Source organism: Aquimarina algiphila, from assembly GCF_007489275.1.
GTDB lineage: Bacteria > Bacteroidota > Bacteroidia > Flavobacteriales > Flavobacteriaceae > Aquimarina > Aquimarina algiphila.
On the sequence record NZ_VLNR01000125.1, the window covers coordinates 1 to 13993 of the forward strand.

Annotated in this window: 13 protein-coding genes and 1 tRNA gene; 6 read left to right on the forward strand and 8 right to left on the reverse strand. The window is 32.6% G+C overall.

Annotation, left to right across the window (positions count from 1 at the left end):
• The first annotated feature begins 295 nt into the window (after positions 1-295).
• The 6 genes from FOF46_RS29920 to FOF46_RS29945 all read left to right on the forward strand — a co-directional run bounded on the left by FOF46_RS29920 (position 296) and on the right by FOF46_RS29945 (position 6497).
• A complete protein-coding gene (locus FOF46_RS29920) occupies positions 296-1222 on the forward strand; it encodes an alpha/beta hydrolase (protein WP_109437975.1) in 927 nt (308 codons plus the stop codon).
• A 39-nt stretch (positions 1223-1261) separates the two neighbouring features.
• The gene (locus FOF46_RS29925; protein ID WP_143919103.1) at positions 1262-2068 is read left to right on the forward strand and encodes a Cof-type HAD-IIB family hydrolase; all 807 of its coding nucleotides are present in this window, start codon (positions 1262-1264) and stop codon (positions 2066-2068) included.
• A 2-nt stretch (positions 2069-2070) separates the two neighbouring features.
• Positions 2071-3975, forward strand: coding sequence for a M61 family metallopeptidase (locus FOF46_RS29930; RefSeq protein ID WP_143919104.1), 1905 nt, complete (start codon positions 2071-2073; stop codon positions 3973-3975).
• A 63-nt stretch (positions 3976-4038) separates the two neighbouring features.
• Positions 4039-5343, forward strand: a complete 1305-nt coding sequence (locus FOF46_RS29935) for a DUF819 family protein (RefSeq protein ID WP_143919105.1) — start codon at positions 4039-4041, stop codon at positions 5341-5343.
• A gap of 59 nt (positions 5344-5402) precedes the next feature.
• Positions 5403-6143: a DUF4369 domain-containing protein gene (locus FOF46_RS29940; RefSeq protein ID WP_109437971.1), complete on the forward strand. Its 741-nt coding sequence runs from the start codon at positions 5403-5405 to the stop codon at positions 6141-6143.
• Positions 6144-6281: 138 nt separating this feature from the next.
• Positions 6282-6497 (forward strand): hypothetical protein, encoded by a 216-nt coding sequence (locus FOF46_RS29945; protein WP_109437970.1) that lies wholly within the window; start codon positions 6282-6284, stop codon positions 6495-6497.
• A 329-nt stretch (positions 6498-6826) separates the two neighbouring features.
• Here FOF46_RS29945 and FOF46_RS29950 read toward each other — a convergent pair.
• From FOF46_RS29950 to FOF46_RS29985, 8 genes are all read right to left on the reverse strand, one after another.
• A tRNA-Thr gene (locus tag FOF46_RS29950) sits at positions 6827-6900 on the reverse strand.
• Positions 6901-6959: 59 nt separating this feature from the next.
• On the reverse strand, positions 6960-7226 hold the full coding sequence (locus tag FOF46_RS29955) for a hypothetical protein (protein ID WP_109437969.1): 267 nt from the start codon (positions 7224-7226) through the stop codon (positions 6960-6962).
• Positions 7227-7315: 89 nt separating this feature from the next.
• On the reverse strand, positions 7316-7777 hold the full coding sequence (locus tag FOF46_RS29960; RefSeq protein ID WP_109437968.1) for a peroxiredoxin: 462 nt from the start codon (positions 7775-7777) through the stop codon (positions 7316-7318).
• 2 nt (positions 7778-7779) lie between these two features.
• Positions 7780-8190: a 6-pyruvoyl trahydropterin synthase family protein gene (locus FOF46_RS29965; RefSeq protein ID WP_109437967.1), complete on the reverse strand. Its 411-nt coding sequence runs from the start codon at positions 8188-8190 to the stop codon at positions 7780-7782.
• Positions 8187-8708, reverse strand: coding sequence for an isopentenyl-diphosphate Delta-isomerase (idi, locus tag FOF46_RS29970; protein WP_143919106.1), 522 nt, complete (start codon positions 8706-8708; stop codon positions 8187-8189). The genes FOF46_RS29965 and idi overlap by 4 nt, the downstream gene beginning before the upstream one ends.
• Before the next feature lie 152 nt (positions 8709-8860).
• Positions 8861-10822, reverse strand: a complete 1962-nt coding sequence (locus FOF46_RS29975; protein WP_143919107.1) for an OmpA family protein — start codon at positions 10820-10822, stop codon at positions 8861-8863.
• Positions 10823-10849: 27 nt separating this feature from the next.
• Positions 10850-11806, reverse strand: a complete 957-nt coding sequence (locus FOF46_RS29980; protein ID WP_109437964.1) for a PorP/SprF family type IX secretion system membrane protein — start codon at positions 11804-11806, stop codon at positions 10850-10852.
• Between the two features lie 52 nt (positions 11807-11858).
• Positions 11859-13993 (reverse strand): DUF7507 domain-containing protein (locus FOF46_RS29985; RefSeq protein ID WP_143919108.1); only part of this gene is annotated, 2135 nt, incomplete at its 5' end.

Sequence of the window (13993 nt, forward strand, 5' to 3'; positions counted from 1 at the left end):
AGAATTTTGATAAATTGCTTTTTCATTGTTTTAAGAGTTAGAATTCAAGTTTTGCAAGTATTTTGCAAGTATTCTCTGAAACAACCGATTAAAACACTGATAACAAAATCATTAAAAAAATTTACTTTTTAATGTTACGTTAAAAAATAATGAGATAATAACTCTTAGAATTGAAAACTATAAAAAAGCAATTTACCCAAATCAAAATATGCCACCCAGTTTATCGTTTCATTTATTAGTGTCAATTATAATAAACACTTATTTCTTATTTACCTCATAATAAATCTATGGAACCATGAAAAACAAAGTCTTTCTATTTCTTATCCTGATGACCTTTACCTGCATGGCTCAAGAGAAAGAATTTAATTCTGCAATAGTTAAAATAAACAAGTTTTTAGAAGGTTCTTTGGTAACACCCTATTCTGATCAGGACGTCCCCTTGGTTATTTTTATAATGGATTCTGGTGCTATTAATAGAGATGGCAACGATAGAATGTCCAAAAATGATACATTTAAGCGATTGGCGTATGAATTAGCTAAGTCAGGAATAGCAACCTATCGATATGACAAAAGACTTTTTAGAATAGACGCTCTAGGCATCCGGGAGCATGAAATCTCTCTTGATCATTATATTGAAGATGCTAAATCTGTGGTGAACTATTTTACCAAAAACAAGAACTATAAGAAAATTATTCTTTTGGGTCATGGTCAAGGTTCACTAGTAGGAATGATAGCTGCTCAAACTAATGTTGATGGTTTCATTTCGATTGCTGGTAATGCTTTATCTATCGATCAGGTAATTATAGAACAAATAGCAAGACAAGCACCTGGATTAGATAAAAGTGCATCTGTAGCATTTAAGCAATTAAAAGAAAACGGAAGAGCTACAGGTTATGATCCTGCTCTAGAATCTATTTTTGGATATAATCTACAACCTTTTATGAGATCATGGATACAATATGATCCGTCAGAAGAAATTTCAAAATTAGAAATACCAATATTAATTATTCATGGAGATAAAGATATACAAGTAGAATTATCACAAGCAGAAAAATTAAAAGAATCTGCTCCCCAGGCAGAGTATACTATTGTAGAGAACATGAATCATATTTTAAAAGAAATTAAAGGAAATAGATTAGAAAATCATAAATCTTATAATGAATCCTGGCGAAAAATTATGCCCGAAGTTATCAGCAGTATCGCTAACTTTGTAAATCAATAGTGTATTAGAAAATTATTTAACCAAATCCCAAAACGCTTAATGCCACATCGCATTGTATTCTCTGATATTGATGGAACGTTATTAAACGCTGAAAGAGAACTTTCAGAATTCACGATTTCAGAAATTAAAAGAATTAAAGACACAATACCTGTAATACTGATTTCTTCTCGTATGCCCAGCGCAATGATTCATCTACAACAAGAATTAGATATTACAACAGAACCTATAATATGTTATAATGGTGGTTTAATCTTAGTTGATCATAAACCTATTCATTCAACTTTTATCACACCAGATATTATTGAAAAGCTTAATGATTTTAATAGCGAGCAAAAATTTCATATTAGTTTATATCACAATGATGATTGGTATGTTCCCGAAATGGATTTTTGGGCTAATCGAGAAGCAAATAATACAAAAGTCAATCCCACTGTAAAACCTACAAAAAGTGTAATTCGGGAATGGAAAGATCATAATATAGGCGCACATAAAATTATGTGTATGGGTGAAGAAACTTACATTGACGAAGCGTATTTGTTTTTAGAACAAAATTTTGGAGATATATTACATCTCTATCGTTCTAAAGCTACATACATTGAAATAGCACATAAAAGTATTTCAAAACTAACAGCAATTGAAATTTTGCTCAACTCTCATTTTAATATCCCTATCGCAGATACAGTTGCATTTGGAGATAATTATAATGATATTGCTATGCTTAAAGCAGTAGGTACTGGTGTGGCTGTGGCAAATGCAAAACCAGAAACATTACAAATAGCAGATAGTATTACCCTTTCTGGAAAAGAAGATGGAGTGGCAACCTATATTAAAAAAAATATTCTATAACTGTGCAAAGAACGATTGAAAAAATAACAACACTAGTATTTGCATTTGCTATATTTAACCTGTCCTCGGGCTGTAAAACAACAGAGCAGCCTATAGCCCAAATAAATACTTTGCCCATTATTGCTTCAATAGATCTTATTAATGTAGTAGATGATAAAGTAAAAGTAGAAATCAAAGTAAACAATCTGGATGCAGATACTTTAAGCTACTATCTTCCAAAAATCGTTCCCGGGACTTATCAAAATAATAGCTATGGAAAATATGTTGAAGATTTCAAAGCCTATGATGCTTTAGGTAATCCAATATATACACAAAAATTTGGTGATAATCGTTGGAAAATAAATAATGCAAGTAAACTTAGCAAAATAACATATTGGGTCAATGATACTTTTGATTCTGAAACTACTCACGATGTTTTCTCGCCTACAGGTTCTAATATTTTGAAAGACAAAAATTTCATTTTAAATCTGTACGCATTCATTGGTTATTTTGATGGAATGAAAGAAAACAAATACAACTTATTTATAAAACACCCTGAATCTTTAAAGGCTTCTACTTCACTTGAAAAAAACATCATAAAAAATGCTGAAGCTAACCCAGCTTCAGATAAGATTGATTTCTTTAGTTTTGACCGATATGCAGAAGTTGCAGATCATCCAATTATGTATTCTAATGCAGAGAATACAGTTACATTTACTGTAAATGGAATAAACGTATTACTAAGCGTCTACTCTAATAATTCGACTCATAAAGCAGAGAGATTAATGCCCCAGATCGAACGTGTGATCAGGGCACAAAAGAATTTTCTTGGCAATATTAATTCGACCCAAAAATATAGTATTTTACTGTATCTTTCTTCTTCAAAATCAAATGATGCGAGAGGTTTTGGAGCATTAGAACACAATACATCTACAGTGGTTGTCCTTCCTGAGTCGCTTTCATATGATAGACTTAATAAATCCCTTACCGATGTCGTGTCACATGAGTTTTTTCATATTGTAACACCCTTGACTATACATTCTAAGGAAATTCGTGATTTTGATTATAATACACCTAAAATGTCTAAACATTTATGGCTATACGAGGGCACCACAGAATACTTCTCTATATTATTTCAAATTTCGCAAGGCCTAATCTCCAAAGAAGACTTTTTTGAAAGGATCTATGAGAAAATAGAAGCTTCTAAAGCATTTGATAACACCATGTCTTTTACTACAATGAGTAAAAACATTCTTAAAGATCCGTATCGTAAAAATTATAGGAATGTATATGAAAAAGGCGCATTAATCTCTATGTGTATTGATATTATCATGCGCGAAAAAAGTAATGGTTCTTATGGTATATTAGATTTGATCAAAAATCTATCGACTACATATGGTATTGATGTTCCATTTGATGATGATGAATTGATCAAAACCATAGAAAAAGTATCTTACCCAGAAATTAGTGCATTTTTACAGCAACACGTTGTGGGAAACACTCCTATTGATTATGAATTCTATTTGAAAAAAGCTGGGGTAAAATACGGAATAAGAAATATCCCATCTTCCTATTTCATCTTTGAACAACAGCCATTTGTAACAGGATTGGAAGCGACCAAGGAAGTTATTTTTACTTCAGACACCCCTTTTAATAGTTTTTTAAAAGGGCTTGGAGTTACTCAAGGCGATGTTTTACTAAGTATTAATAAGAAAAAATATAAGCTTAAGAATATCTATGACTTATTTGGTGATTCTAATAAATGGAAAATAGGGGATCAAATAACGTTTAAGATCAAAAGGAATGAGGAGGTCATAATTCTTAAATCCAAAGTAATCGAACCTACCGTAGAAAAAATTATAATTGAGCTCAACCCAAACGCTTCTGAACAACAAAAAATAGTATTAAAGAAATGGATTAATGACTAAAAGTTATAATTTCTAAATTAATCTGTTTCATAAACAATATCATTTAAAATTAAATACCTCATAATGGAGAATTCACCTTTTTTTACAGATGACACTATTGTTTTTGGAATTATAATGCTTTGTTTAGGGTTGGTATTTTACACCTCTTCTATTAAAACAAAATTCTGGACCATATTCTATAAATTTGTTCCTACAGTGCTATTATGTTATTTACTTCCTGCAATTTTTAATTCATTAGGTATCATCTCTTCAGACTGGAAGGAATTAGATGCAAATGGAGATTTAGTCGAAAAGTCTTCTAATGTATACTACATCGCCAGTAGATATTTGCTCCCTGCTTCATTGGTATTAATGACATTAAGTATAGATCTTAAAAGTATCTTTAACTTAGGTCCAAAAGCATTAATTATGTTCTTTACAGGAACAATTGGTATTATCATTGGAGGCCCTTTGGCTATACTACTCATCTCTATATTCTCGCCAGAAACTGTAGGTGGAGCAGGGTTTGATGCAGTGTGGAGAGGTTTATCTACGCTTGCTGGCAGTTGGATTGGTGGTGGTGCTAACCAAGCGGCAATGCTAGAAATTTATGAATACAATCCCGACAAGTATGGAGGTATGGTATTAGTAGATATTGTGGTAGCTAATATATGGATGGCTATTCTATTAATTGGTATCGGAAAAAGTAATCGCATAGATCGTTGGTTAAAGGCAGACAATAGTGCTATTGAAGCTCTTAAACAAAAAGTATCAACCTATGCTGATAGTATTACAAGAAACCCATCCTTAACGGATTATATGATTATGCTTTCTATAGCATTTGTGACTGTAGGACTAGCACACTGGGGAGCTGACGGAATATCTAATCTCTTATCTAATAACTTTGAAATCTTTAATGATAGAACCTCTGCATTAGCTTCATTCACTTCTAAATTTTTCTGGATGATTACAATTGCAACGGCTATTGGTATTGTATTATCATTTACCAAAGCCAAGGAATATGAAGGTGCAGGAGCTAGTAAATTAGGTAGTATTTGTATTTATATTTTGGTAGCTACAATTGGTATGAAAATGGATTTAGGTATGATTTTCGAAAACCCAGGACTTATTGCCATTGGTTTAGTGTGGATGACTATTCATGCTGTACTACTTATAGGTGTAGCCAAATTGATAAAAGCTCCCTACTTTTTCCTTGCAGTTGGTAGTCAGGCTAACGTGGGAGGAGCCGCTTCCGCTCCAGTAGTTGCCGCTGCATTTCATCCTTCATTAGCAACTGTTGGTGTACTATTAGCCGTTTTTGGATATGTAGTAGGTACTTATGGTGCTATTTTATGTACAATATTGATGCAAATCGCTTCTGGAAGTTAGTATTTCAATCTAAATTGTAGCATATTTGTGATCCCAATTAAAAAACCAAAAAATTATAAATGAAGTATTTTTCGATCATATTATTTTCATTCATTTTCTTAATGAATTGTAGTTCTCCTAAAAAAGGAAACGTTACCATTACAGGTAATATAAAAGGGTTAAAAAAAGGTACTATTTACTTACAGAGAATCCAGGATACAATTTTAGTAAATATAGATTCTATTGTAATAGAAGGAAATTCTGAGTTTATGTTTACATCTGAAATAGAAGAACCAGAAATTCATTATCTATATCTTGACAAAGATGATGGAGCACAATATAATGACCGTATTGATTTCTTTGCAGAACCTGGAGAGATTACCATTACTACTTCTCTCAATGATTTTGAAAATGATATAAAAATAACTGGTGGTAAAAATCAGATGAAATTTCTTGAGTATAAAAAAATGCTTAAACGATTTAATGAACGAAATCTAAGGCTAATTAAAGAGGATTTTGAAGCTAGTAAGCAAAAAGACGAGGAAAAACTAATGGAAAATGATGAGGCATACAAAAAGTTAGTACGCCAAAAGTATCTATATACCATTAATTTTGCTGTAAACAACAGAAAACTAGAAGTAGCTCCTTATATAACGCTTAATGAGGTTTATGATGCTAATATAAAATTCTTGGATACTATTGCAAAATCACTAAGTCCAAAAGTAAAGAAATCACTTTATGGGAAGCAATTGATCAAATATATCAAAGATCGAAAAGCAAAAGAAGCATTGATTGAAGCTCAAAACGATTCATTAAAATAATAATCCAATTTAATTTCTGAAACCTTTTTTTAAGTAAATTTTATAAGTCTTTGTTATAAATTGTTAATTGAGGTATTCCAGTATCTCATTGATCACTTTTTTTCTTAATTTAACATTGAAACTTAAAACCTAAGAATCATGTTAAAAACCATTTTAAATTTAGAAGGAACAAAAAAACTGAAAAAGGATCAGCAAAAAGCCATTAATGGAGGTCTTAGACCAATACTTCGAAGATGTTGTGACCCGGCATTACAATGCTGTACAACAACTCATGTTGCATTAAACAACCCTAGTTGTGGAGCTACTTATACTCCAGGGTGTTCATATCACGCATCAAACGGTTGCTGTATTTAAAAAATGTTTAGAATTTCACTTTGTTTTTTTGACATTGAGTTTTCCTAAAACAGAGAAATCTAAAGATCAATCGGATAAAAAAAGTCCTGAATACATATATTCAGGACTTTTTTATATAGAACTAACCCTTCGACTGCGCTTAGGTTAGACTTCTCGTCCTCAAAAGCAGATAGTTTATTAATAAAAAAGTTCTAAACTTTTACATTTAGAACTTTATAGAGCCGATAGAGGGACTCCCTTCGACTGCGCTCAGGATAGACTTCTCGTCCTCAAAAGCGGATAGCTTATAATAAAAAAAGTTCTAAACTTTTACATTTAGAACTTTATAGAGCCGATAGAGGGACTCGAACCCACGACCTGCTGATTACAAATCAGCTGCTCTAGCCAGCTGAGCTATATCGGCAAAAACGGTTGCAAATATAATTTCTACAACCGTTTTTACAAATATTTTTTAATAAAATTTTATAAAGAATTTACTTTTTCTACCAGAGCCTTAGCTGTTTTTTCTAAATCTTCTCGAAGCGATTTAAAATGTTTTGCTGGATTTTCAAGTTTACGTTCGTTTGCTCTTGCCATAAATCCATCAAATGACGTTATTGCTTCATCAATAATAGCCTCTCCTGATGCATTGTCTTTTCCAGGGTTATTTAGTTCCCACACATAAACTTCTTCTATAATATCTCCTAAAACGTAGTTTATATCTTTCTTAAGATCTCTTTTGTTTGCCATTTCAAATTTGTTTTATGCAAAATTAGTGTTTTCAATTTAATATCAGTTTGTAAAAACTCCTTTAGTGATTAAATTATCTCTTTTATGGACTACACTGCCATGATTTCTTTAATTTTGGCAATTGCTTTACCCAAATGCTTGGAAGCATTCATGCTATTAAATTTTAATTGTACTATTCCTTCTTTATCTATAACATAAGTTTCTCTTCCGGGTAACAGACCTAATAATTCTGATTTAACTCCAAAAAGTCTTTTTAATTTTCCTTTCGAATCTGATAAAAAAGTATAAGGAAGATTATATTTTTTCTTAAACCTTGTATGTGATTTTATTCCATCAGAGCTAACTCCAATTACTTCTGCTCCCAATGATTTAAAATCGGCATAACTATCCCTAAAATCACAAGCCTCCTTCGTACAACCTGGAGTGAAGTTTTTTGGATAAAAATAAATCACTACAGCTTCTTTACCTATTATGTCAGAACTCTGAAAATCTTCTCCATTATCTCTAACTGCACTAAATTCTGGAACCTTATCCCCTACTTTTAACCCCATAATTATTTACCATCATATATTACAAAATTACGAGGAGTTTCATATAATGTAACTTCCAAATCATATACTAAATTAATCTTGTTTCGTAGTCTATTCCATATTACAACAGCAATATTTTCTACGGTAGGGTTTGTATCTTTAAACTCTTCTACTTCTTCATTAAGATTTTTATGATCCATATACTCTTCAACCTCTGTTTTGATATAATCTTTAAGAATCTTAAGATCCATCAAATACCCTGTTTCTGGATCAATGTCACCTATTAATGCTACAATAAGTTCATAATTATGACCGTGGTATCTTGGATTACTGCATTTACCAAATACTTCAAGGTTTTTTTCATCACTCCAATCTTTTCTATACAGTCGATGTGCTGCATTAAAATGCGCTTTTCTACATGCTTTAATCCTCATAAGGTTATATGTGAGTAAAATTTTTCGAAAATAATTTTAAACCATTCTGTGTATACTTCAGGATGTTCTGAAATATCATGTTTTATGGCTTCAATAGGCATCCACTTCCAATCCGCAACTTCATCTGGATTAATAATAGGATCATCTTTATATTTTCCGATTAGTACATGATCGTATTCATGTTCTGTTAATCCATTATCGAAAGGTGCTTTATATATAAATGAAACAGAATTTTTTAACGCTGTAGTAAATCCCATTTCTTCTTGCAATCGCCGTATTCCTGCTTCGATATTACTTTCACCGTTCCTTTGATGACTACAACATGTATTTGTCCATAGTCCAGGTGAGTGATATTTATGAAGAGCTCTTTGCTGAAGCATTAATTCATTATTATCATTAATAATAAACACTGAAAAAGCTCTGTGTAATACTGCTTTTTGATGCGCTTCTAATTTGGGCATCAACCCAATTTGCTCGTCATTTTCGTTAACTAAAATAACTTTTTCTTCTTCTTTCATTGTATTTTATTACCCCAAAATTACAAAATCATACCTGCAATTCATAATCTATATGATATATCAAACCTAATTTGATAATTGATATACAATATAAAAAACGCCTTACAATAGTAAGACGTTTATATTACAAACAATAGGATAAAAGTTATAAATTATTTTACAATAATAAATTCACTTCGCCTATTTAACTGATATTCTTCTTTTTTACAATTAGTATCATTACCACAATCATTAATTGGTTTGGTTTCACCATATCCTTTACCGTCTAATCGATCAGATGATATTCCTTTACTGATCATATACTTCACTGTTGATTTTGCTCTTCTTTCTGATAAATCCAAATTGTATGCATCATCACCATGACTGTCTGTATGGGATCTTACTTCTATTTTCATCTCTGGATATTGATTCATGACTTCTATAACCTTTGCCAGTTCGATCGCGGCATCCTCTCGTACATAATCTCCATCAAAATCAAAATAAATAGGTTTCAGAGATAAGACTTTTGCTAAATCATCCCCAATATCAGCCGATTTGATCTTCTTTTCTAAAGCAAGTGGGGTATCCAAAGTCTGTGTTTTATCCAAAGTATTCACAAGTTTCTCTAAAGTCACATATTCTTCTTTCTCGGCTCGTACAAAATATTTAGATGTACATTTTACAATTTGAGAGTAAGCTGCATCATCACCAACCACAAAACTTTCAATAAGTGTGTTGTTATTATCATAAATAGAAACTTTAGTCCCTGGTAACAATTCATTAGTATCCTTATCAGTAACTAACCCTGCTATAGTAATCTCACAAAAATCTTTTAAATCCTCTGTCTGTACAAAACTATAGATATCATCTCCTCCTTTTCCTCCCTGACGATTAGATGAAAAATACCCTCTTTTTGAAGTATCATTGACAATAAAGGTGAAATCATCTTTTGAACCATTTACAGGTTTTCCTATATTAACTACTAGTTTTTCTTCTTTAGTTTCTGGGTTAAGACGTGTAACAAATATATCCAAACCACCTAAACCAAGATGTCCATTTGATGAAAAGTAGAAATCATCGTTTACACTAATAAAAGGAAATGTTTCTTTACCTTCTGTATTTATTCTTTCTCCTAAGTTTTCTGGAGTACCAAAGCTACCATCTGCATTAATATCAACTTTATACAAATCAGACAATCCTTTACCTCCTGGCATGTCAGAAGAAAAATATAATGTCTTTTCATCCAAACTTAAAGTTGGGTGAGCAACAGAATACTCATCACTATTAAATGGTAAATTTTGTGGGGTAGTCCATCCTCCGTTTGAATTTTTATATGAACGATAGATTTTTAATTTATTCGTTCCTTTTTGATCTCTTCCAAACCTACCTTTTTCAAAATTGTTTCTTGTAAAATAAATAGTTCGCCCATCTTTTGTAAAAACTGGTGTTGACTCATGAAATTTCGAATTCAATTTTCCTCCGAATTTTTTTGCTTCAGAAAGTGTATTATTTACAGAATCGTATTCTGCTTCAAACAAATCCAGAAAAGCCTGATCATTCCATTGATGAACATTTTTATTAAAAACTAAAGTATCTCTAGAAGAGCTAAATACTATCTTTTTACCAAAAAAAGCAACTCCAAAATCAGAAAACAAGGAATTAACAGATGAGTTTTCTATCTCATATCTTCCAGATTGAAATTCAATTTTTTCCAGATAATCTGATCCATTTCTAAACAACTCAGCACGAAGATCATTATCACTAAGCTCAGTAAATTTTTGCATATATTTATCTGAGTCTGTATATCTTTCTACACTTTTTAAGGTTTGTGCATATCTAAAGTAATATTCTGGTTCTACCTGGTCTGGATAAGAATCGACTAACTCTCCATACCATTTTAATGCTTCTTCAAATTGACTATTGAAATAATAGCTATCACCTAGATTCATAAAAAGATCTGCGCTTCTATATCCTTTTTTAACAACTTTAAGATATGTTTGCTGAGCATCAATATATTGATATCTATCATATTGACTTTTGGCTTTTTGCATTTTTTTCTCCTGAGAAATAAGAGTATTACTCACAAAAAAAAGAAATATAAAAACCAATATTGGTTTAAGTAAATATTTGACCATGATTTACTATTTACATTTAAAACGTCATTAAAAGAAACGTGGGGTTAACATTCTATTGTATTTTTTAAAGAGCTCGAATCGCAACATAACTTCATAACTTCCATCATTAAACTGTGTTTGCCCTAACTGTGTAGTTTCTCTATCGTATGCAAAACCTATCATCATTGAGTCAGATATTTGGAAACCAATTGTACCTGTTACTGCAGCACTCCATCGATATGCTGCTCCTAAGGTTAAACGATCATACAATAAAAAATTAGCAGAAAGATCTACTTGTAATGGTGCTCCAAAGACTAATTTAGTTAAAACAGCCGGTTTAAACTTAACATCTGGATTTATATCAAAAACATGACCTGCTATTAAATAATAATTTATTCTTTCCTCGGCTAAGAAACTTACTGCAGTACTATTACTATCTGTTGTACTCTCATCAAAGTGATCTGTTTCTAAAAGGTTTGGAGCACTTAAACCAACATAAAAACGATCTGTATGATAGTAAACTCCAGCTCCTACATTAGGACTAAATTTATTGTCTATATTATTCTCAAACAAAGCATCATTACCATTAAACTGCGTTAATCGCTGAAAATCTACATTTAAAAGATGACCTCCTGCTTTTATTCCAAAACTTAGTTTACCAGTATCTGATGTTGGTATTGTATAAGAAAAGTCAATATCAAAATATGTTTCATCAGTTGGTCCAATTTCATCGTTTACTATAGATAACCCCAGACCTAAACGTTCGCTGTCTCCAATTGGAGTATTGAGAGTTAAGGTTTGTGTACGTGGGGCACCGTCTAAACCTACCCATTGACTTCTATGCAATCCCATTATACTAAGTACACCTCGGCTACCTGCGTATGCAGGATTAACACTAATAGTATTGTACATATACTGTGTATATTGCGCATCTTGTTGAGCACTAACGGTAGTCATGGAGAAACCAAAAGCCACCAGTATACATATTGTTAATAGTTTATTCATAAGTATTTAATTCGATTTAGGGAATAACAAATATATAATATTCCAAATACATTTATTTATTTATATAAAGGTAACCCGCTTTAGACTTACTTATTCCATTATTATTTTCATACTGTAGCACATAATAATAGGTTCCAACAGGCAGTTCTTCTTTTTCTCTTATTGTTGTTCTTCCTTCACTAATACCAACAAAATAACTAACACCTGGTTGTTCATAGCCATCGCGTTCAAACACCTTAACTCCCCAACGGTTAAATATTTGTAATGTGTTTTTTGGGAAATCCTCTAAGCCAATTATTCTAAATTCGTCATTAACACTATCCCCATTAGGACTAATTCCGGTATATATTACAATATCGTCTTCCAAATCGAATATATCACCAATCGGAGTAATAGTTTCATCTTCTGCATCCCCATCATTATCTAAGTCAATATCAGTATCATTTAATGGATCATCAGAAGCATCTATGACATCATTACCATTTATATCTTGCCCTGTTACAGTTGCCTGATTTGTCACACTCCCATTTAAGATATCCTCTTCTGTTAGAATATATACTCCTGTAAAAGTAACTGTATCTGGTGCTTGTCCCACTGATAAGTCAATCGGTCCTCCTTCTATCACCACTCCTGGTAATGGATCTTCTAATATTATATTATTAATATCCACATTTCCAGTATTTTCTACAGTAAATGTATATCTGATTTCATCTCCAACATTAGGTACTTCATCATCATTTGCATCTACATATACTCCTAACTTAGTTAATGCAAGGTTTGGTAATTGTTCTATTATGGTAATTGTTGGATCATTTGTCGGATCACCATCCCCATCTTCATCAATAGTTTCATCTCCACTATCTGATACATCTACAACATCATCATTACTTGGGTTTTGTCCAATTACCGTGGCACTATTAATTACCTCTCCTAAATTAATATCAGCTTGAGTAATTGCATAAGTTGCGGTTACCACTCCTGTTTCATTAGGAGCTAATGTACTTGGTACAACCGGCAGATTTACACTTTGTGTCAAAACATCATCAATAACTATATTACTTATTATAGTATTTCCGGTATTTCTTACAGTAAATGTATATGTAATCACATCCCCTGCTAAAAACCCATCTGTTATCGCTGTTTTTATTAGAGACAATGAAGATGTTTCATCATTATCTATTATCGTTCCGGTACCTGTTGTACCCCCAACACTTAATGTATAGGTCTCATCAGCCTCATCGATAGTATCTTCTTCTCCGCCATTCGTTACTGTAAAGCTCGTTACTCCGGCTGGAACAATAACTCCATCTCCGGCAACATTGAGTGTTACACCATTACTAAAAGTAGGTGGGGTATCATAATCAGCAGTCACTGTAGCTGTAACATCAGTAATACTAAAAGGGAAGTTGGTGATACTTGAACTGCCATTACTTAAAGTAACGGTATGCACTAAGTCAGTGCCTTCGGTCTCTGATTCGCTAGTCACACTGGCAATAGTCGGTGCATTATCATTATCTTCTATCGTTCCGGTACCGGTTGTACCGCCAACACTCAGTGTATAGGTCTCATCAGCCTCATCGATAGTATCTTCTTCTCCGCCATTCGTTACTGTAAAGCTCGTTACTCCGGCTGGGATAATAACTCCATCTCCGGCAACATTGAGTGTTACACCATTACTAAAAGTAGGTGGAGTATCATAATCTGCTGTCACTGTAGCCGTAACATCAGTAATACTAAATGGGAAGTTAGTCACACTTGAACTACCATTACTTAAGGTAACGGTATGCACTAAGTCAGTGCCTTCGGTCTCTGATTCGCTAGTCACACTGGCAATAGTCGGTGCATTATCATTATCTTCTATCGTTCCGGTACCTGTTGTACCGCCAACACTGAGGGTATAGGTCTCATCAGCCTCATCGATAGTATCTTCTTCTCCGCCATTCGTTACTGTAAAACTCGTTACTCCGGCTGGAACAATAACGCCATCTCCCGCAACATTGAGTGTTACACCATTACTAAAAGTCGGTGGAGTATCATAATCTGCTGTCACTGTAGCTGTAACATCAGTAATACTAAACGGGAAGTTAGTCACACTTGAACTCCCATTACTTAAAGTAACCGTATGTACTAAGTCAGTGCCTTCCGTCTCTGATTCGCTAGTCACACTAGCAATAGTCGGTGCATTAT